The sequence below is a fragment of the Streptomyces sp. AN091965 genome (assembly GCF_022698285.1).
GTDB lineage: Bacteria > Actinomycetota > Actinomycetes > Streptomycetales > Streptomycetaceae > Streptomyces.
In genome coordinates this window covers 7392652-7415179 of the sequence record NZ_JALDMY010000001.1, presented here as the reverse complement: position 1 = coordinate 7415179, position 22528 = coordinate 7392652, and the positions used below count along the sequence as shown (strand labels likewise).

The following is a 22528-nucleotide window of genomic DNA, read 5'->3' as shown; positions in this document are numbered from 1 at the left end:
GGGGTGGGTGCCGGGCCCGGCCGAGTGGGCCGGGCCCGGCACCACGTGCTGCTCCGTCAGTCCGCGAGGTGACGATTGATGACGGTGCAGATCTCGGCCGCGACCTTGGGTGCGGTCAGGCCGAAGTGGGTGGCGTGGACGTCGCTGACGCGGACGTCCCCGTCGACGTACGCGTCCCAGAAGGAGGCCTGGGCCTCCGGACTCAGGGTCGCGTTGAAGAACAGCGCCGTGCCGCGGTAGACGGGCTGGGCGAACTCCTTCGCCAGGCGCACGTGCTCGGACATGATCTGGGCGCCGTTCTCCACCAAGGTCTGGCGCTCGGCGTCCTCGTCCTCGCCCGGCAGGTAACCGGCGAGGAAGTCACGGCCCACGGACCGGTCGAGCACCACGTCCTCGGAGACGAAGGCGCTCGTCGGCGCGGCGTCGAGGAGCGCCACGAAGGGCACCTCGTGACCGCGGCGCTGGAGCTCGGCGGCGACGGCGTGGGACAGGGTGCCGCCCATGGAGTGGCCGACGAAGTGGTACGGCCCCTCCTCCTGCACGGCGAGGATCTGCTCCACGTAGTCCAGGACCATCGCCTCGAAGCTCTCCGGGATCGGCGAGCCGTCGAAGCCGCGGGCCTGGATGCCGTACACCGGCCGGTCCCCGAGCTGCATGGCCATGCCCAGGTACGACCAGGAGAGGCCGAATCCGGGGTGGATGAACCACACGGGGGTGCCGCTTCCGCCGCTCCTCAGCGGCAGGACGACGCCGTACGGGTCGGTGTTCTCCGACCCGGCTCCCTCGCCGCCCGCCGAGAGGCTCTCGGCCAGCTGCGCGACCGTGGGGGCCTGGAAGACCGTCCGCATCGGCACCTCGACCATGAGGACCGCCGCGATCCGGCTGACCAGGCGCGTGGCGCGCAGGGAGTGGCCGCCGAGGTCGAAGAAGTTGTCGTCGATGCCGACCTTCTCCACCCCGAGGACCTGGGCGAACAGGCTCGCCAGGACCTCTTCCTGAGGCGTGCGCGGCGCGCGGTAGGCCGCCGTGCCGCTCAGGTCGGGCGCCGGGAGCGCCCGGTGGTCGAGCTTGCCGTTGGGCGAGAGCGGCAGCCGCTCCAGGGTGACGAACGCCGCGGGCACCATGTACTCGGGCAGCCGCTCGGCGACGAAGGAGCGCAGCTGCGCCGCTTCGAGCTCCACGCCGTCCTCGGGCACCGCGTAGGCGACCAGCTGCTTGCTGCCCGCCGTGGCCCGGGCCACGACCGCGGCCTGGGCGACCTGCGGGTGGGCCGCCACCGCCGCCTCGACCTCGCCGGGCTCGATGCGGAAGCCGCGGATCTTGACCTGGGAGTCGGCACGGCCGAGGTACTCCAGGTGCCCGTCCGCACTCCAGCGGGCGAGGTCACCGGTGCGGTACATGCGCCCGCCCGCCGTGCCGAACGGGTCGGCCAGGTACCGCTCGGCGGTCTGCGCCGTGCGCCCGTGGTAGCCGCGGCCCACGCCCGCGCCGGCGAGGTAGAGCTCGCCGACGGCGCCCTGGGCGACCGGGGTCAGGGACGGCGTGAGGACGTAGCCGCGCAGGTTGTTCAGCGGCCGCCCGATGGGCACCCCCGCGGCGTACGGGGCCTCGCTGTCCAGGACGTGCGAGGTGACGTAGAACGCCTCGCTCGGCCCGTAGCAGTTGACGATCCGCACGGTGGGCCACTGCGCCCGGATGCGGTCCACCAGGGCCGGGGTGAGGGCCTCGCCGCCGAACAGCAGCGCCTTGGGCGTGACGCGCTCGCCGAGCTGGTCGACGAGTTCGGCGAAGGCCGAGGGCACCGAGCTGACCACGTCCAGGTCCCAGCTGTCGCGCTCGGCCAGGGCCAGGACGTCACGGACCAGTTCGACGCTGCCGCCCCGGGTCAGGGTGAAGAACAGCTCGAAGCTGGCCACGTCGAAGCCGATCGAGGTGCTCGCCAGCATCTTGGGGCCCGCCCCCAGACCGACCTCGTCCGCCATGCCGTGCAGGGCGTTGACCAGGTTGGCGTGGGTCAGACCCACGCCCTTGGGCAGGCCCGTCGAGCCGGAGGTGTAGATCTGGTACAGCAGGTGGTCCGGCAGCAGCACGCCGGTGCGCTCGCTGTCGGCCAGGTCCGCGGCGGAGTACGCCGACACGTCCGCACCGTCGAGCAGCAGCAGCTCGGTGTCCACCCCCTCGGGCAGGACGTCCGCCACCGTGGTGTCGGTGATGATCAGACGCGGGTCCGCCGTGTCGAGGATGTGCTGCAGGCGGGTGCCCGGGTAGCCGGGGTCGATCGGCACGTAGGCGGCACCGGACTTGAGGGTCGCGAGGATCGCCACCACCAGCTCGGGCGTGCGCGGCAGGACCACGGCCACCTGGCTGTCCGGGCCGATGCCCTGTGCGGCGAGGTGCCGGGCGAGCCGGTTGGCCCGCGCGTTCAGCTCCTCGTACGTGACCCGCTCGCCCTCGTGGACGACCGCGACGGCCTGCGGAGTGCGGGCGACCTGCTCCTCGACCAGACGGATGGCCGTCTTCGCGGGCACCTCGGCGGCCGTGTCGTTGAACTGCCGCAGGACCAGGTCCTGTTCGGCCTCGTCCACCAGGTCGAGCCGGGCCAGCGGGGTGTGCGGGTCCGCGGCGAGCTGCTCGAGGACCCGGCCGACGAGCGCGGCGATCCGCTCGATCTCGCGGCGCTCGAAGAGGTCCTTGCGGTACTCCACGACCGCCATGGTCAGCTCCGGGTCGGCACCCAGGGTGATCGGGTAGTGGGTGCTGCTGTGGATGCGCATCCCGGTGATCTCGACGCCGGCTTCGCCGTGCGCCTCGCTCATGCCCTCGCGGTCGATCGGGAACGACTCGAAGATGATCATGCTGTCGAACAGGGTGCCGACGCCGGCGGCGTCGTGGATCTCGGTCAGACCGAGGTTCTGGTGGTCCATCAGGACCGCCTGGCGCTCGCGCAGTCCGGTGAGCAGGTCCGCGAGGGTGTCCCGCGGAGTGAACTGCACGCGCACCGGCAGGGCGTTGATGAACAGACCCACCATCTCGTCGATGCCCGGGACCTGCGGCGGACGGCCGGAGACCGTCGTACCGAAGACCACGTCCTGACGTCCCGTCAGATGGCCGAGGACCACGCCCCAGGCGCCCTGGAGCAGCATGTTGAGCGTGATGCCCAGCTCACCGGCGCGGCGCTGGAGCTCCTGCGCCATCCCGGCGGGCAGCGGCAGGTCGACGTGCTCCGTCGCGTCCTGGCCCTCGGGGACCGCCGTGGTGGCGGCCGCCGGGGCGAGCAGCGTCGGCTCCTCGACCCCGTCCAGCTCCCGCGCCCAGGCCTGGTAGGCCTCCTCCTGGTCCTGCTTGCCGAGCCAGGCCAGGAAGTCGCGGTAGGGCCGCACCCGCGGCAGCGACGAGGTGTCCCCGTCCGCCGCGTAGGCGCGGATGAGGTCCTGGAGCATGAGCGGGAAGGACCAGCCGTCGAACAGCACGTGGTTGACGGTGAACACCAGCTCGGAGAGGTCGTCGCTCCGCAGCACCAGGGTCATGCGCATCATCGGCGGCGCCGCCGGGTCGAAGTGCGCTGTCTGGTCCTCGGCGAGGAGCTGCTCGAAGGCCTCCTCCTGCGCCTTCTCGCCGAGGTCCCTCAGGTCCACGACCTTCCAGGGCAGCTCGACGTGGTCGAGGACCAGCTGGACCTGCTGGCCGGAGGCGCTGGACACGTACGCCGTACGGAAGTTGGCGTAGCGGTCGAGCAGGGTCTGCCCGGCCGCGCGCATCCGCTCCGGGTCGACGCCGCCGGCCAGGTGCATCGCGAACTGCACGTGGTAGGCGTCGAAGGAGGTGTCGGCCAGCTGACTCTGGAAGAGCAGACCGGACTGCGCGTCCGTCATCGGCCACACGTCCTGGAGGCCCGGGTACAGCTCCTCCCACGCCTCCAGGTCACGCTGGCGCACCTTCACCAGCGAGACGTCCGACGGCGTCAGGCCGCCCGCGCCCGGGGTGCGGGCGTGCCGGGCCAGGCCTTCGAGGGCGGTGTGCCACAGGTCGGCGAGCTCCTGCGCGTCCGCACGGGCGAGCAGCCCGGCGGGGAAGCTGAGGGAGGCGCTGAACTGCGGGCCCTGCGCCGAGTCCACGACGTAGGAGTTGACCTCCACCGTGGCCAGGGCGGGCATGTCCGCGTCCAGCTCGGCGGCGATGCCCTCCATGTCCCCGGCGATGGCCCAGCCACCGCCGCCGCCCGGCTGGTCGCCGTCGGCGAACCGGCCCAGGTAGTTGAAGGTGACCTGCCCGGCGTGGCGCGCCTGGAGGACCTCGGCGGTCTCCGGGTTGAGGTAGCGCAGCAGGCCGTAGCCGATGCCCTTGTCCGGGATGGCGTTGAGCTGCTCCTTGACGGCCTTGATGGCGTGGCCCGCGGAGCGGCCGCCCGCGACGGCCTCGTCGACGTCGAAGCCCTCGACGCTCAGGCGCACCGGGAACATCGTGGTGAACCATCCGACCGTGCGCGACAGGTCGACGCCGGGCGCCGCCGCCTCCTCACGGCCGTGGCCCTCCAGGCGCAGGAGCAGCGAGGACTCGTCCACGCCGCGGTTCTTGCGCCACTGCGTCAGGGCCAGGGCGAGGGCGGTGAGCAGACCGTCGTTGGGACCGCCGTGGAAGGCGGCGGGCAGCGCGGTCAGGAGCGCCTCGGTGGCCTCGGACGCGAGGCGCACCTCCACGGACTCCATGGTGGCGCGGACGTCCACCGCCGGGTCGAGCGGCCGGGAGCCGATGAGCGGGTCCGGGCCCTCCACGACGCTCTGCCACAGGGCCAGTTCGGCCGTGCGGCCGGGCGACGCGGCCTCCTCGGTGAGGGCGTGTGCCCAGTGGCGCATCGAGGTGGGCACCGGGGCGAGCTCGGGCGTGCGGCCCTCGCGGACCTGCTCCCAGGCCTCGGCGAGGTCCGGGACGAGGATCCGCCAGGACACGCCGTCGACCACCAGGTGGTGCAGCACGACGATCAGTCGGCCCGCGGTCTGCGGCCCGGCGTCGAACCACACGAACCGGGCCACGTCGCCGGACGCGGGGTCCAGCTCCCGTACGGCGGCGTCGAGCGCGGCCTTCGCCTCGTCGCGCCAGGCGGCGTCCTGCCAGTCCCCCGCGGAGGGGACGCGGCGCACCAGGGACGCGACGTCGACGGTGCCCGGCTCGGCCACCTCCAGGCCCGTCTCGTCCGCGGTGACCAGGCGGGCGCGGAGCACGTCGTGGTGGTCGACGACCGCGGCCAGGGTGGCGACCAGGCCGTCCTCGTCGATGCCCCGCGGCAGGTTCACCGCCATGGACATCACGAACCGGTCGTAACCGCCGCCCAGTTCGGTGATGTAGCGGGCGATCGGGAGCAGCGGCATCCAGCCGACGCCGCCGCCCGCCATCTCCTCGCGGACCGGTACGGCAGGACCGCCGGTCGCGGCGGCCACCGCGAGGGCGGCCACCGTACGGCACTCGAAGACCTGGCGCGGCGTGATCTCGATGCCGTGGACGCGGGCCTTGGAGACGACCTGGATGGAGCGGATGGAGTCGCCGCCGACGGCGAAGAAGTCGTCGTCGATGCCGACCCGCTCCAGGCCGAGGACCTCCGCGTACGCGGCGGCCAGGGCCTGCTCCTCGGGCGTGCGGGGTGCCTGGTAGGCGCCGCCGGGCACCTCGGGCTCGGGCAGCGCGGCCTTGTCCAGCTTGCCGTTCGGCGTCAGCGGCAGCTCGTCCAGGAGGACGAAGGACGAGGGCACCATGAACTCGGGCAGGCGGCCCGCGGCGAAGCGCCGCAGCTCCTTGGCGGAGACGCCCGCGGTGATGTCGAAGTGCTCCGCCTTCATCTCGCGGGCACCGGCCGGGACGACGTAGCCGACGAGCTGCTTGCTGCCGCGCACCTCGCGGACGAGGACGACGGCCTGGGCCACGTTGTGGTGCTCGGCGAGCGCGGCCTCGATCTCACCGGGCTCGATGCGCAGACCGCGGAGCTTGACCTGGTCGTCGCTGCGACCGAGGTACTCCAGCTGTCCGTCGGCGCCCTGGCGCACCACGTCGCCCGTGCGGTACATCCGCGAGCCCGCGGGTCCGTAGGGGTCGGTGACGAAGCGCTCGGCGGTCAGCTCGGAGCGGCCGAGGTAGCCGCGGGCCAGGCTGGGGCCCGCCACGTACAGCTCACCGGGCGTGCCCGGGGGCACCGGGGCGAGCTGCTCGTCCAGGACGCGCACCCGGTTGTCGGCCACGGCGGTGCCGATCGGGGTGTGGTCGCTGGTCAGCGGGGTGCTGATGGAGCCGCAGACCGTGGTCTCGGTGGGGCCGTAGGCGTTGACGAAGCGACGCCCCTGCGACCAGGCGGAGGCCAGGCCGGGCGGGCAGGCCTCGCCGCCGACGGTCACCGTGTGCAGGTCGGTGAGGGTGCGCGGGGTGTCGGCGGGCAGCGCGGCGAGCACGCTGGGCGGCAGCATCACGTGGGTGACGCGGCGCTCGGCGAGGGTGCGCACCAGGTCGTCGCCGACCAGGCGCCGCTCGGCCGGGACGATCAGGGCCGCGCCGGTGGTCAGGGACTGCACCAGCTCCCAGAAGGCGGCGTCGAAGCTCGGCGCCGCGACCTGCAGGACGCGTGCGTCCGGGGTGAGGCCGAGCCGCTCCTGGGTGGAGTGGCTGAGCGAGGCGATGCCCGCGTGCGTCACAGTGACGCCCTTGGGACGGCCCGTCGAGCCCGAGGTGTAGATGACGTACGCCGGGTGGTCCAGGTTCAGACCGGTGTCCGGCGCGGTGTCCGGGCTGCCCTGCCAGGCCGCCTGGACGTCGTCCGTGTCGACGGCCACGACGTCGGTGGCCAGGCCCTCCGGCAGGTCCTCGATCGCGGCCCGCGTCACCAGGAGGGCGGCGGGGGCGGCGTCGTCGACCATGTACGTGATGCGGTCGGCCGGGTAGTCCAGGTCGACGGGCATGTAGGCGGCGCCCGCCTTCAGGATGCCCAGGGCGACGGCGACCTGGTCCGCGGAGCGCGGCATGGCCACGCCCACCTGCTGCTCCAGACCGATGCCGCGCGCACGGAGCCAGTGCGCGACGCGGTTCGCCCGCGCGTCCAGCTCCGCGTACGACCACGTGACGTCGGCCGACTCCACGGCCGGGGCGTCCGGGGCCGCCTGCACCCGGGCCGCGAACAGCTCCGGGAAGGTCGCGGGCACGGCCACCTGCTCCGGCTGCTCCCGCTCGGCCGCGAGGAGCTGGCTGCGCTCCTCGGGGGTGAGCAGGTCGGCGTAGCTGATGCGGTGCGAGGGGTTGGTGACCGCGGTGGTGAGCAGGCGCTTCCAGCGGGTGATCAGCGTCTCGATGGTGGAGGCGTCGAACAGCTCGTCGGAGTACTCGGCGGCGATCGAGATGCCCGCGGGCCTGGTCCGGTCCTCGAAGGTCTCGTCGAGGCTCAGGAGCAGGTCGTAGCGGGCGGTGCCGGTGCCGGAGCCGTCGGCCTGCACGCGCAGGCCGGGCAGCTCGAACTGGGCCGCCTCGTTGTTCTGGAGCGCCAGGGCGATCTGGAACAGCGGGTGGACGGAGGGCGAGCGCTCCGGGTTGAGCTTCTCCACCAGGGACTCGAAGGGGATGTCCTGGTGGGAGTAGGCGGACAGGCTGGTCTTGCGGACCTGTGCCAGGAGCTCGGCGAAGGTCGGGTCGCCCGAGGTGTCCGTGCGCAGCACAAGCAGGTTGACGAAGAGGCCGACCAGGTCCTTGAGGTTCTCGTCGGTCCGGCCCGCGATGCCGCTGCCCACCGAGATGTCGGTGCCCGAGCCGAGGCGGGTCAGCAGGGCCGCCATGGTGCTCTGGAGCACCATGAAGGGCGTCGTGCCGGTGGCCTTGGCGAGGTCCGCGATGCCCTGGTGCAGCTCGGCGTCCAGGGTGAAGCGGAGCAGGTCGCCGGTGCCCTTGAGCACGGCGGGGCGGGGCCGGTCGGTCGGGATGGTGACCTTCTCCGGCAGCCCGGCGAGCTGCTCGGCCCAGTAGGCGTACTGCTTGTTGAAGAGGCTGTCCGGGTTGCTCTCGTCACCGAGCAACTCGTGCTGCCACAGGGTGTAGTCGGCGTACTGGACCGGCAGTTCGGTCCACTCCGGTGCGGCGCCGCCCACGCGCGCGGTGTAGGCGGCGGCCAGGTCCAGGGCCAGCGGGGCGTAGGACCAGCCGTCGGCCGCGATGTGGTGGACCACCAGGGACAGGACGGACTCCTGCGGGCCGCTGCGGAACAGCTGGGCGCGCAGGGGCAGTTCGCTCTCCAGGGCGAAGGCGTACCGGGCGGCCTCGGTGAGGACCGAGGCGAGCTCGTCCTCGCCGTCGACGTCGCGCACGGCCAGGGTGACCGGCGCGTCCTCGACGGAGCGGATCCGCTGCTCGGGCCTGCCGTTGACCGCGGGGAAGACCGTGCGCAGCGTCTCGTGGCGGGCCACGAGGTCGTTGAGGGCCGTCTCCAGGGCCGGGATGTCGAGCTCGCCGCTCAGCCGGAGCACGATCGGCATGTTGTACGTCGCCGACGGGCCCTCGAACTGGTCGACGAACCACAGGCGCTGCTGGGCGAAGGAGAGCGGCAGGTGCTCGGGCCGCTCGGCCACGCGGACCAGGGGCGCCTGGGTGCGGACGCTGCCGTCCAGGTGCGGCACGATCCCCGCCACCGTCGGGTGGGAGAAGAAGGTGCGCAGCTCGACCTCGGCGCCGAGGGTGGCGCGGATGCGGCTGATGAGCTTGGTGGCGAGCAGCGAGTGGCCGCCCAGGTCGAAGAAGTTGTCGTCGACGCTGACCCGCTCCAGGTCCAGGACCTCGGCGAACAGGTCGCAGAGCAGCTCTTCCTGGAGGGTGCGCGGGGCCCGGCCGCCGGACTGCGCCGACAGGTCGGGCGCGGGCAGGGCCCTGCGGTCCAGCTTGCCGTTGGCGGCCAGCGGCACGGAGGCGATGGCGACCACGGTGGCGGGCACCATGTGGGCGGGCAGCCGCTCCTGGAGGTAGCCGCGCAGGGAGCCGACCAGGACACCGATCTGGGTGGCCGCGGCCGGGTCGCTGGACAGGTACAGGTCGGCGCGGCGCGACGGGACGAAGGCGCCCCGCACCGGCCGCTCGACGGCGTCGGCGTCGGTCAGGACGACGGCGTCGAAGCTCTCGCCCGCCGCCGACGACCAGGTCATGAGGACGCTCCAGCCGTGCTCGGCGGCCCATGCGCGCAGGGCCTCCGGGTCGACGGCGGACTCGGCCGCGGGGGGCGCGTCGACGATCTTGACCTCGGCGGCCCAGTCGGCCTCCTCGATCATCCGGGCGTTGAGGATGCCGGTGACGCGCAGCGCCGGACCGTCCTGGGCGCGGACCAGCTCCGCCAGGGCGGAGAGCTCGCCGACCTGACGGCCCCAGTCCACGGCGGGCGCGTCGCTGACGTCGAGGAAGTCGACCGGGTCCTTGTGCACGAAGATCTCGTAGCGGTGCCGGGTCAGCTCGTTGTGGGCCTGGCCCGGCTTGAGGCGGATGTCCACCGCGGCCGCGCCGTGCTTCTCGCCGAACTGGTGGAACCACTCGGGGTCCAGGACCAGTTCGGGCTCGGTGAGGATCGAACGGGCGATGGCCGCGTGGGCCGCCGCCGGTGCCTCGTTCGGGTACTGGGTGCGCTGCACGCCGGTGCGCATCAGGTGCAGCGTGCCCGCGTTGCGGACGTCACCGACCACGATGCGGCCGCCGGGCGCGAGCAGGTCGAGGGCCTTGGCGAGGACGTCGTCCAGGTAGGCGGCGTGCGGGAAGTACTGGATCACCGAGTTCAGGACGACGGTGTCGAAGTGCCCACGGGGCAGACCGGTGGTGTCGTCGGCGGTCTGGTGGCGCAGGGTGACCTTGTCGGCGAAGCCGGCCTGCTCGACCTCCTGGGTGAGGCGGCCGATGACCTGCGAGGACAGGTCGGTGGCCCAGTACTCCTCGATGTTGTCGTCGTTGAGGAGGTGGCCCATGAGCAGGCCGGAGCCGACGCCGAGTTCGAGGATGCGGCGCGGGCCGGTGCGCAGGATCTGTGCCACCGCCGCGTCGCGCCAGTCGCGCATCTCGTCCAGCGGGATTTCCTCGCCGGTGTAGCTGGAGTTCCAGCCGGTGAAGTCCTCGCCCCACTCGGTGCCGGTGGCGGAGTAGACCTCGTCGTAGATCTGCTCCCACTCGTCGACCTGCTTGGCGGACTCCTCGATGTAGGCGGTGCCGTCCAGGTCCGGGACCACGTAGGCGATGAGCTGCTTGTCGCCCGCGCCCTCGTGCGGGACCACGACGGCCTGGCCGACGGCCGGGTGGGTGGCCAGGGCGGCCTCGATCTCGGCGGGCTCGACGCGCACGCCGCGGATCTTGATCTGGTCGTCCTCACGGCCGACGTACTCGATCTGCCCGTCGGCGTTCCAGCGGCCGAGGTCGCCGGTGCGGTACATGCGCGACCCGGCCGGGCCGTAGGGGTCGGCGACGAAGCGCTCGGCGGTCAGTTCGGCCTGGCCGTAGTAGCCGCGGGCGATGTTCCCGGCGACGTACAGCTCGCCGACCACGCCCGGCGGCAGGGGCGCGAGGCCCGCACCGAGGATGTAGGTGCGCATGTTGCCCAGCGGGGTGCCGACGGGGGTGTTGTCGGCGGCCTGCCACGCGGTGCCCGCCTCCAGGGCGAAGGTGGTGGCGTAGAAGGACTCGGTCTGGCCGTAGGCGTTGACGACCCGCACGTCGGGCAGCGTCTCGCGGATGCGGTGCACGAGCGTCGCGGGCAGCGCCTCACCGGCGAAGACGACCGTCTCCAGGCCGGTCATGGCGGGCAGCCGGTCGCCCAGCTCGGCGAAGACCGACGGCACGGTGTGGATGACGCTGGCCGACACCTCCTGGCGCTCGGCCAGGACCAGGGCGTCGCGGACCACCTCGATGGTGCCGCCCTCGGCGAGGGTGGTGACGACCTCGAAGACCGAGACGTCGAAGTTGACCGAGGAGTTGGCGAACATCCGCGTGTCCGCGGTGACGCCGACCCGCTCGGCGAGCCGCAGCACGCCGTTGACCACGTTCGCGTGGCTGATCACCACGCCCTTGGGGGTGCCGGTGGAGCCGGAGGTGTACATCACGTACGCGGCGTTGTGCGGCCGCGCGGCCGCCAACTCGGTGCCGTCGGCGGGGCCTTCGAGGTCCAGGTCGCCCAGGAACAGCGACGGGACGTCCGTCTCGGGCAGCACCCCGACGGTGTCGGCGTCGGTGAGGACCAGCTGCGGGCGCGCGGTGGACAGGATGTGGTCCAGGCGCGAGCTCGGGTACTTCGGGTCGATCGGCAGATAGGCGCCGCCCGCCTTGAGGATGCCGAGCATGCCGGTGACCAGGTCGGCGGAGCGCGGCAGCGCGAGGCCCACCACGGTCTCCGGGCCCACCCCGCGCCCGGCCAGCTCCTGGGCGAGCCGGGTCGCGCGGGCGTCCAGCTCGGCGTAGGTGTACGCCACGCCGTCGAAGGTCACCGCGGTCTTCTGCGGCACCTGCGCGACCTGCCGCTCGAAGAGGCCGGGGATGGTCAGCTCGGGCGTCTCGGCGGCCGTGTCGTTGACGGCGTGCAGGCGCTCGCGCTCGGCGGACTCAAGCAGGTCGATCGAGCCGAAGGGGGTCCGCGGGTCCTCGGCCAGCTGCGCCAGGACCCGGCCCAGGCGCACGGCGATGTCCTGCGCACGCTCCTGGTCGAGCAGGTGGTGCTGGTGCTGGAGGCTCACCTTCAGGTGCGGCTCGGCCACCGCGATGACCGTCAGCGGGTAGTGGGTGCCGCTGAGCGGGCTGATGCCGGTCACCGAGATCCCGGCGGCCGAGTACGCCTCGGACAGGCCGGCGCTGTCGATCGGGTAGGACTCGAAGACCACCATCGTGTCGAACAGGGCCCGCAGGCCGGTGCTCTGGTGCAGGTCGAGCAGACCGTGGTGGTGGTGGTCGAGCAGCGCACCCTGGCGGTCCTGGAGGGTGCTCAGGACGCTGCCGAGGGAGGCGCCGGGGGCGCAGTCCACCCGCACCGGCAGGGTGTTGATGAACAGGCCCACCATCTCGTCCACGCCCGCCACCTGCGGCGGACGGCCCGAGACCGTGGCGCCGAACACCACGTCCTGACGCCCGGTCAGGCCCGCGAGGAGCATCGCCCACGCGCCCTGGACCACCGTGTTCAGCGTCACGCCCAGTTCGCTGGCGCGGCGCGAGAGCGCACGGGACTGCTCCGCGGTGAGCGGCACGTCGATCTGGCCGGCGCCCGAGGCCTCGCCCTGCTCGTCGGAGCCGACGGGCAGCAGCAGCGTGGGCTCGTCCACGCCCTGGAGCTCCTCGGCCCAGGCACGGGCGGTGGCGTCCTTGTCCTGGCGGGAGAGCCAGGCCAGGAAGTCACGGTAGTTGCGCGGCTTGCCCAGGTCCGTGGCATCGCCGGCCGAGCCGTACAGACGCATCAGGTCCTGCATGAGCAGCGGGATCGACCAGCCGTCGAACAGGGCGTGGTGGGCGGTGAAGACCAGCTCCCACGCGTCGTCGTCGAGCTTGATCAGCGACATCCGCACCAGCGGGGCCGTGGCCGCCTCGAAGCGGGTGCCGTGCTCGGCGGCCAGGAACCGCTTGAGCTGCTCCTCGCGCTCCGCGCCCGTGAAGGAACTCAGGTCCTCCTCGTGCCACGGGAGTTCGACGTGGCTCTGGATGATCTGGACGCGGTCGCCCGCGCTGTCGGTGGTGAACGCGGCCCGCAGGTTGGGGTAGCGGTCCAGGAGGGCCTGTCCTGCGGCGCGCATCCGCTGCGGCTCGACGGCACCGGCGAGGTGGAAGTCGAACTGCATCTGGTAGGCGTCGAAGGACGCGCCGGCCAGTTCGGTGTGGAACAGCAGACCGCTCTGCATCGCGGTCAGCGGCCAGACGTCGGTCAGGCCCGCGTACTTCTCCTCCCACGCGTCCAGGTCTCCCTGGGCCACCGTCACCAGCGGCACGTCGGAGGGGGTCAGGCCGCCCGCGGCGGGCTGCGCGGCGTGCTGCGCGAGGCCTTCCAGGGCGGTGGTCCACAGCTCGGCGAGCTCCTCCACCTCGGCCTGTGTGAAGAGGCCGGAGGGGTAGTCGAGCCGGGCGGCCAGGCGCGGCCCCTGCTCGCCGTCGGCGACGTACGCGGTGACGTTGAGCGCGGCGAGGGCGGGCATGGCGGCGTCGAGCTCGGCCACCAGCTCGGTGGTGCCCTCGACCTGGGTGAAGCCGAGGCCCCGCAGGTCCTCCGGCATGTTCGCCGAACCGGCGTAGTGGCCCAGGTAGTTGAAGGAGATCTGGCCGGTGGAGTAGCGCTTGAGGACCTCGGCGGTCTCCGGGTTGAGGTAGCGCAGGAGGCCGTAGCCGATGCCCTTGTCCGGGACGGCGAGCAGCTGCTCCTTGACGGCCTTGACGGCGGTGCCCGCGGCCGGGCCGCCGGTGAGCGCCTCGTCGAGGTCGACGCCCGCGACGTCCAGGCGGACGGGGTACATGCTGGTGAACCAGCCGACCGTCCGGGAGAGGTCGGCGCCGGGCGCGGCGGCCTCCTCGCGGCCGTGGCCCTCCATGCGCAGGAGGAGCGAGGACGCGGCGGAGTCGTCGACGCCGCGTGCCCTGCGCCACTTGGCCACCGCGAGGGCGAGCGCGGCGAGCAGACCGTCGTTGACGCCGCCCCGGTAGGCCGCGGGGAGGCTCGTCAGGAGCGCTTCCGTGGCCGCGACGGGCAGGTCCTTGCGGACGTACGCGACCGTCGCGACGGTGTCGACGGCCGGGTCGAGGGGGCGGCTGCCGAGGACCGGGTCGGGTCCGGCGACGATCGAGCGCCACAGGGCGAGCTCCGCGCCGCGCTCGGCGGAGGCGGCCTCGTCGGCCAGGGCGTGCGCCCAGCGGCGTGCGGAGGTGCCCACCGGCGCGAGGTCCGGGGTGCGGCCCTCGCGGACGTCCTTCCAGGCGGCCGCCAGGTCGGGCAGCAGGATGCTCCAGGACACGCCGTCGACGACGAGGTGGTGCAGGACGAGGATCAGTCGTCCGGCGCGCTCGGTACCGGCGTCGAACCACACGAACCGCGCCATGACCCCGGCCTCGGCGGCCAGGCGGTCGGCGGCGGCGTCCAGCTCGGCGGCGGCCTGCTCGCGCCAGCCGTCCGCCCAGGTGCCGTCGCAGGCGATCCGGTGGATCAGGGAAGCGGCGTCGACCGTGCCGGGGGCGGACGCCTCAAGGCCGGGCTGCGCGCCGGTGACCAGGCGCGAGCGCAGCGCGTCGTGCCGGTCGAGGACCGCGGTCAGGGTCGCGGCCAGGGCGGCCTCGTCCATGCCGACGGGCAGGTCGACCGTCATTGACATGGTGAACCGGTCGACGCCCGCGCCGAGTTCGTCGAGCCAGTGGCCGACCGGCAGGTGCGGCATGAAGCCGGTGCCGCCGCCCGCCAGCTCCTCCAGGACCGGACCGGCCTGCACACCGGCGGCGGCGAGCTCGGCCAGCTCGGCGACCGTACGGGCCTCGAAGATCTGCCGCGGCGTGACCTCCACGCCCCGGGTCCTGGCCCGCGCCACCACCTGGATGGAGCGGATGCTGTCACCGCCGACGGCGAAGAAGTCGTCGTCGATGCCGACCCGCTCCAGGCCGAGGACGTCGGAGTAGACCCCGGCGAGGACCTCCTCCACCTCGTTGCGCGGCGCGCGGTAGTCGCTGCCGGTGAACTCCGGCTCGGGCAGGGCCTTGCGGTCCAGCTTGCCGTTGGGGTCCAGCGGGAGCCGGTCCAGCATCACGAACACCGACGGCACCATGAACTCCGGCAGCCGGTCGGAGACGAACCTGCGCAGCTCGCGCGAGGAGACGGCGGCCGTCAGGTCGACGTCGAGATCGCCCACGTTCGCCACCACGCCGGGCTCGGACTCCCACAGCTGCGTGGCCACCACATAGCCCACCAGCTGGGTGCTGCCCTGGTGCTGGCGCGTGACCACCGCGGCCTTCGCGACGCCCGGGTGGGCGGTCAGGGCCGCCTCCACCTCGCCGGGCTCGATGCGGAAGCCGCGCACCTTGACCTGCGCGTCGTCACGGCCGACGTACTCCAGCTGCCCGTGGTCGTTCCAGCGGGCCAGATCACCGGTGCGGTACATGCGGTGCCCGGCCGGGCCGTAGGGGTCGGCCACGAAGCGCTCGGCGGTGAGTCCGGCCTGGCCGAAGTAGCCGCGGGCCACCTCGCCCGCCACGTACAGCTCGCCCACGACGCCCGGCGCCACCGGCTTCAGGCCCGCGCCCAGGACGTAGGTGCGCATGTTGCCCAGCGGCACGCCGATGGGCGCGCCGGCCGAGCCGGTCCAGCCCTCCTCCGCGTGGAAGGCGGTCGCGTAGAACGACTCGGTCTGGCCGTAGGGGTTGATCACGCGCACGCCCGGGATCGCCTCCCGGGCCCGCTCCACGAGGGAGGCGGACAGCGACTCGCCGCCGAAGACGACCGTGTCGGCCTGGATCTTCCCGCCCACCTGGTCCAGGAGCTCGGCGAAGACCGAAGGGACCGAGCTGATCACGCTGCCGGACCAGCCGCCGCGCTCGGCGACGACCAGGGCGTCACGGACCACCTCGACGGTGCCGCCCACCGACAGCGTGGTGACGATCTCGAAGACCGAGACGTCGAAGTTCACGGAGGTGCCCGCGAGCGTCCGCGAGCCCGACTCCAGGCCGACCACATCGGCCAGGCGCGTCACGCCGTTGACGACGCCGATGTGCGTGACCGCCACGCCCTTGGGCTTGCCGGTGGAGCCGGAGGTGTACATCACGAAGGCGGTGTTGTGCGGGTGCAGCGCGGCCGCGGGGGTGTCCGCCGGGCCGTTCTCCAGGTCGACCTCGTCGAGCCGGAGGAGGGGCAGGTCGCCGTCGGGCAGCACCGACTCGGTGTCGGAGTCGGTCAGGATCAGCTGCGGGCGGGCCTCGGAGAGGATGTGGCCGAGGCGGGCGCTGGGGTAGCGCGGGTCGATGGGCACGTAGGCCGCACCGGACTTGAGGATGCCGAGGAGGGCGGTCACCAGGTCCGCGGTGCGCGGCACGGCGAGGCCGATGAGCGTCTCGGGACCGGCGCCGCGCCGGATCAGCTCGTGCGCCAGGCGGTTGGCCCGCTCGTCCAGCTCGCGGTAGGTCAGGTCCTGCGCCTCGGAGGTGACCGCGATCGCGTCCGGGGTCAGCTCGGCGCGCCGCTCGAAGAGCTGGGCGACGGTGGCCTCGGGGGTCGGCTCGGCGGTCTCGTTGCGCCCCGCGAGGACGTTCTGCTCGGCGTCGGACAGCACGTCCACCGCGCCGAGGCGGGTGGTGGGGTCGGCCGCGAGGTGCCGCAGGATGCGGACGAAGCGCTCGCCCATCTCCACGACGGTGTCCCGGTCGAAGAGGTCGGTGGCGTACTCCAGGTGGCAGTGCACGCGGCCCTGCTCGTCGGAGGAGAAGTTGAACTCCAGGTCGAACTTGGACGTCCCGTTGCCGATGGCCTTGAGCTCGACGCCCAGGCCGGGCAGGTCCAGCTCGACGCGGGCGGTGCTCTGCCAGCTGAACATCACCTGGAAGAAGGGGTGGTACGCGGTGGAGCGCTCCGGGTTCAGCGCCTCCACGAGCCGCTCGAAGGGCACGTCCTGGTTCTCGTAGGCGCCGAGCGCCTTGTCCTGGACGCGGTCGAGGACCTGCTCCAGGGTCGGGTTGCCCGACAGGTCCGTGCGCAGCACCCAGGTGTTGACGAAGAAGCCGACCAGTTCGTTGAGCGCGCTGTCGGTGCGGCCCGCGACGGTCTGGCCGATGGAGACGTCGTCGCCCGCGCCGAGGTGGTTCAGGAGCATGGTGAGCGTCGACTGCATCATCATGGCCCGCGTCAGACCGCGCTGGGCGCCGACCGCGTCGACGGCGGCGGCGAGGTCGGCGTCGACGGTGAAGACGACCACGTCACCGTGGTGGCTGGCCTTCGAGGGGCGTGTCCGGTCGGTGGGCAGGCGCAGCTGCTGCGGCGCGCCGTCGAGCTCGCGGCGCCAGTAGTCGAGCTGGGTGTGCAGGACGCTGCCGGGGGTGTCGCCGTCACCGAGGTACTCGCGCTGCCACAGCGTGTAGTCCTTGTACTGGACGGGCAGTTCGGCCCAGCCCGGCTCCTGGGACGCCACGCGGGCGGTGTAGGCCGTGGCCAGGTCCTGGCTCAGCGGCACGATCGACTCGCCGTCGGCCGCGGCGTGGTGCACGACGAGGACCAGGACGTGGGCGTCCGGCGCGGTCCGCAGCACGCGCGCCTGCACCGGTATCTCGTGGGAGAGGTCGAACCGGTAGGCCGCGGCCTCCGCCGTCGCGGCGTCCACTCCCCCGGGCGCCACCTCGATGACCGGCAGGTCCGTCAGGAGACCGTCGGCAGGCAGGATCTGCTGTACGGGCCTGCCCTCGTCGTCCTCGACGAACAGCGTGCGCAGGCTCTCGTGGCGGGTCACGACGTCGCGCAGCGCCAGGCGCAGGGCGTCCACGTCCAGCGCTCCGTCCAGCTGCAGCACGAACGGAATGTTGTACGTGGCCGACGGGCCCTCGAGCCGGTCGATGAACCACAGCCGACGCTGCGCAAAGGACAGAGGGATCATTTCGCGTTAACTCCTCGGTGGGTCTTCCTGCACAGACGGGCCAATTGCATGCGCAAAGGTGGGCGCGGATGGCGCGCGAACTCGACGTCCGTGGGTTTCATGAATTTCGAATGGGCGAGCCGGTCTATCGGTCCGTCTCGTACCTGCCGCTGAATTCACATCGGGATGACGGCGGTCGGGCACTTCGGGCTGACGGCGGAGCGACACTTACTTTTCCCGCAGCGCCCCTCGGGGTCAAGCGAATTCGGGGTGGAGCAGCACGCGGCCGGTGCCCCGTTTTTCCTGGCGACAGGACATCGGGACACCGGCCGGGCCGCGGCGGCCGGGGGCGGCCGCCGCGGGCGGGGCGCCGACGGCGGCGCGGGGGTGCTCAGCCGGCCGCGTGCCGGGTGACGAAGGCCGCCATGCCCTCGACCGTGGGGTGCTCGTAGAGCTCCTGCGTCGGCACCCGGACGGCGAACTCCTCGTCGACCAGCGCGAGCAGGCGCGTGGCCCGGATGGAGTTGCCGCCGAGGTCGAAGAACGAGTCGTCCCTGCCGACCTCGGGCTGGTTCAGGGCGTCCGACCACAGGGCGGCGAGCTGCCGCTCCAGGTCGGTCTCGGGCGCCGTGAAGCGGCGCTTGGGCCGGTCGGTGGCCGTGTCGGCGAGCAGCCGGGCCACGTCGACGGCGCCCGCCGCGTCCCTCGGGACCCGGTCCACGCGCACCAGGCGCACCGGCACCGGGCAGTCCTGCACGCTGGGCGCGACGGCCGCGTGCACGGCCTCCGCGTCCACGCCGTCGGCGGTGTAGGCGACGAGCAGCTCACCGATCCGCAGCTGTTCCGGAACCAGTTCGTCCACGATCGCCGGATTCCCCAGGTCGAGGCCGACGATCAGGTAGTGGTGCGGTGTCACGATGCTTTCCGTGAACAGCCGCAGACCGTCCGAGGCGTTGATGGAACGGAAACCCCGGCTGCGCGCGGGCGCATCGGACTGGTTCTGGTTCATGCCGATGCCCGACCACATGCTCCAGGCCAGACAATGCACGGTGCGGCGGCGCTCGTGATGCCAGTGATCCGCAAATCCGACGAGGAAGCCATTGGCCGCCGAATACGCGCCGAAGGAATGGCCGCCGAATTCTCCGTTCACGGAGCCGAAGAGCACGAGCGAGGCGTCGGGCCGGGTGAGGAGCACCCGCGCCACCGCGAGGGTGCCCGCCACCTTGGCCCCGTACTGGGCGGCGTACGTCTGCTCGGACTCGGCCGCCACGGTGTGCTGTTCGAGGTCGGCCCACTGCCCCGTGGGGTCGGCCCCCGCCAGGTGCAGCGCGCCGTCGAGCGGGCGTCCCCAGCGGGCCTCGGCCGCGGCGACCGCCGCTTCGAGGGCGGCCCCGTCGGTGATGTCGAGCTGCTCGTACACGACGCTGCCGAGCGCGGAGAGCTCGGCGAGCCGGGCCGCCTTCTCGCCCTCGGCGGGCGACCTGCCGACGAGCAGCAGACGCGCTCCGTAGGCGGCGGCGAGATAGCCCGCGATCTCGTGGCCGATGCCGCCGAGGCCGCCGGTGACCAGGTAGAGGCCGCCCGCGACCAGCGGGGCCGCGGCCGGCGCGGCGTCGTCGGCGACCGGGGCCACCTGCGGCTTGAAGCGCCGGCCCGCGCGCACGGCGATGGTGCCCGTGCTCGTGGTGTCGGCGAGTTCGGTGCGCACGGCCGTCTGCCAGGCGCCGGGGTCGGCGGGCAGGTCGAGCTGGCGGATCACGCTGCGGGGGTTCTCGGCGACGGCGGTCCGCACCAGGGCGGGCAGCGCGCACGTGCCGAGGTCGACGGCGTCGCCCTCACGCACGTACACCGAGCCGGAGGTGACCAGGAGCAGCGCCGGGTGGCCGAACGTCCCGTCGGCGAGCGCCCCGACGAGGGCGGAGAGCTCCGCCGTCGCCGCGGTGAGCCGGGCGTGCGGGTCGTCGCCGCCGGACAGCGGCGGGGCGAGGACGACGGTGGCGAGCGGGCCGTGGGCCTCGGTCACGGCCGTGAGCAGCCGCCGCAGGTCCTCGCGGTCGTCCGTCCGCGCCTCGAACCGCAGGGGCGCGCGCTCGGCGAAGCCTGCGCCGCGGCCGACGGTGATGACCGGCCCCTCGATGCCCAGGCGCGCGGCGTCGGCGTCGTCGGCGATGACGAGCCGGACCCCGGCGGCGGAGTCGGCCGCCGCCCCGGCGGGGTCGGGCAGCTCGGTCCACTGCCGCCGGAACAGCCAGGTGTCCGGCACCTCCTCGGCCGTCTCGCCGCCGATGGCGCGGTCGGCGAAGGTCCCGGCGCGGAAGGCGGCGGCGAGCGCGGCCCGCTGGACCTTGCCGCTGCCGGTCTTCGGGAACTCCGCCTCGGTGACGGGCACGAGCAGGTCGGGCGCGATGCCGACCTCGCGGGGCAGCAGGGCGCGCAGCTCCTCGCTGACCCCGGCGAGCGCGTCGGCGTCCCAGCGGACCGGCACGAAGAAGACCACGAGCTGATCCGATTCGGCGCCGGGCTCGCGCACCCCGACGGCGGCCGAGAAGGTGACCTTCACGCCCTCGGCACGCTCCACGACGCTCTCGACCTCGTGCGCCATGTAGTTGATGCCGCGCACGATGATCTGGTCCTTCTTGCGCCCGGCGATCACGACCTCGCCGTCGTGGACGAACGCGAGGTCACCGGTGCGGAACCAGCCGTCCTCGTCGAACGCCTCGCGGTTGGCCTCCTCGTTGGCGAAGTAGCCGTGCATCATCGTCACGCCGCGGATGCGCAGCTCGCCGAGGCGCTCCTCGGGCAGCTCCCGGCCCGCGTCGTCCACGACGCGCAGCCGCACCCCCGGCATGGGGCTGCCGACCGTCGACAGGACGACCGCGCTCTCGTCGTCGGGGGCGACGTGGCGGACGGTGCCGGTCAGCGAGGCCGGGTCGATGGAGACGGTGCCCGCGCCGCGGTCGTCGCGGCTCTGCCGGGTGTAGGTCACTCCTGAGCAGGTCTCGGACATCCCCCAGGCCGGGCGCATGGCGTCGGCGGCGAGGCCGTGCGGTGCGAGCAGCTCCAGGAACCGGTGGCTGGTCGAGGCGATGACCGGTTCGCCGGCGTTGACGATCTCGCGCAGACAGGACAGGTCCCAGGAACGGTTGCTGCTGACCTCCTCGGCGCGCTCGTTGACCAGGGCGAACATGAAGTTCGGCGCCCAGGTGTTCGTCACCCGGTAGCGGTCGACCCAGCCGAGCCACAGCAGCGGGTCGCCCAGGGCGTGCTCGGTCGTGGCGTTGATGTGCAGGCAGCGTGCGAAGACGTCACGGACGTTGTAGAAGGCGACCGTGACGTGGTCGAACGGCATGTACATGAGGCTGATGTCGTCGCCGGTGAGGCCGCAGTGCTCGATCACTGCGAGCGACCGGGCGACCAGGCTGGCGTGGGTGTGGTGCACGCACTTGGGCATGCCGGTGCTGCCCGAGGTGAGCAGGTTGAGCGCCGGGGAGGCCGGGGTGGCGGGGAACCAGTCGCTGTCGGGCTCGAAGGCCAGGAGGTCGGCGACGGTGCTGATGCGCACCTCGGGCTCGCCCCAGAGCTCGCGCACCCCGGCGAGCGCCTCGGCGGTGGCGTCGTCGGTGAGCAGCACGGGCCGGTCGAGCAGCTTCCAGGCGTTGTACAGCTTGCGGTTGGTCTCGTTCTCCGCCCGGTACGTCGTGGCCACGCCGACCGGGGTCGGGACGAAGCCGCCGAGCACACAGGCCCAGAACGCGGTCAGGAAGGCCTTGTTGTCGTCGAACTGGAACAGTGCCGCGTCTCCCGGGCGCAGTCCGGCGGCGCGCAGCCCGGCGAGGACCCGCTCGGCGTCGGCGAGCAGCTCGGCGTAGCTCTGGAACACGTCGTCGTGTCCCTTGGTGAGGTAGACCGTGCCCTTGTCGGGGGCGAGCCGGGCCGCCTGGCTCAGGGCCTCCTGGAGGGTGGTCGGCGCGCCGTCGGGGATGAGCAGGGGGCCGCCGTCCAGGAGGGCGGGCGCGGCGTCGCCGAGGTCCTGCGCCGCCGCGGCGGGCGGGGCCGCCGCGGGGCGCGGGGCGGACGCCGTCCGCACGCCCTTGCGGGCCACGGCGACGGCGTCGCCGACCCCGGGGACCGTCAGGGCGGCCGCGGTGATCCGGCCGGTGATGTCGTCGAGTACGCCGAGGGCGTCCGGGCTCGTCATGCGGTCCTCCCCGCCACCGCGCCCAGCGTCTTCTCGGCGATGGCCGAGACCACGATGCCGGGCGAATCGAGGAAGTAGAAATGTCCGCCGTCGTAGAAGCGGAGCGTGAATTCGGCGTTCGTCTGCTCGCGCCAGCCGTCGAGGGAGTCCTTGGGCGCCTGCGGGTCGGTCTCCCCCGCGAGAACGGTGATGGGGCAGTCGAGCGGCGCCTCGGGGGCCGTGCGGTGGCGCTCCCAGAGGCTGAAGTCGGCGCGCAGCACGGGCACCAGGGAGTCCATGACGAACTCGTCGTTCGCGATCTCCTCGTCGATGCCGCCGAGGGTCAGCATGGCGTCGCGGAACTCGTCGTCGGACAGGTCGTGCAGCTGCCGGATCCCGGTCGCGCCGGGGGCGGCCTGCGCGGACAGGAAGAGGTGCTCGGGCCCGGTCTGCCCCTTCGCGCGCAGGGCCTTGGCGAGCTCGAAGGCGAGCGCCGCGCCGCAGGAGTGGCCGAAGAAGGAGTACGAACCGCCGAGCACGGGCCGCAGCGCGTGGGTCAGCACGCTGACCAGCGGGCCGACCTCGCTGAACGGCTCCTCGGCGATGCGGTCCTGACGGCCGGGCAGCTGCACGGCGACCAGCTCGATCTCCGGCGGCAGCAGGGCCGCCCACTCGGCGTAGGCCGTCGCACCGGCGCCCGCGTGCGGGAAGCAGATGAGCCGGTGCCTGCTCTGCGGCTGCCGGGCGCGCCAGATGTAGGGGGTCTCACCGGCGAGTTCGGGGCTCACTATGGACATGCTGGGTT

General features: G+C 73.0%; 3 protein-coding genes. All 3 read right to left on the bottom strand.

The window, feature by feature from the left end:
• Positions 1 to 56: 56 nt before the first annotated feature.
• The 3 genes from MQV74_RS31495 to MQV74_RS31485 all read right to left on the bottom strand — a co-directional run bounded on the left by MQV74_RS31495 (position 57) and on the right by MQV74_RS31485 (position 22520).
• The gene (locus MQV74_RS31495; protein ID WP_242725516.1) at positions 57 to 17567 is read right to left on the bottom strand and encodes a non-ribosomal peptide synthetase; all 17511 of its coding nucleotides are present in this window, start codon (positions 17565 to 17567) and stop codon (positions 57 to 59) included.
• A gap of 370 nt (positions 17568 to 17937) precedes the next feature.
• Positions 17938 to 21744: an SDR family NAD(P)-dependent oxidoreductase gene (locus MQV74_RS31490; RefSeq protein ID WP_242725513.1), complete on the bottom strand. Its 3807-nt coding sequence runs from the start codon at positions 21742 to 21744 to the stop codon at positions 17938 to 17940.
• The gene (locus tag MQV74_RS31485; RefSeq protein ID WP_242725510.1) at positions 21741 to 22520 is read right to left on the bottom strand and encodes a thioesterase II family protein; all 780 of its coding nucleotides are present in this window, start codon (positions 22518 to 22520) and stop codon (positions 21741 to 21743) included. Before MQV74_RS31485 ends, MQV74_RS31490 begins: the two co-directional genes overlap by 4 nt.
• Between the last annotated feature and the right edge of the window lie 8 nt (positions 22521 to 22528).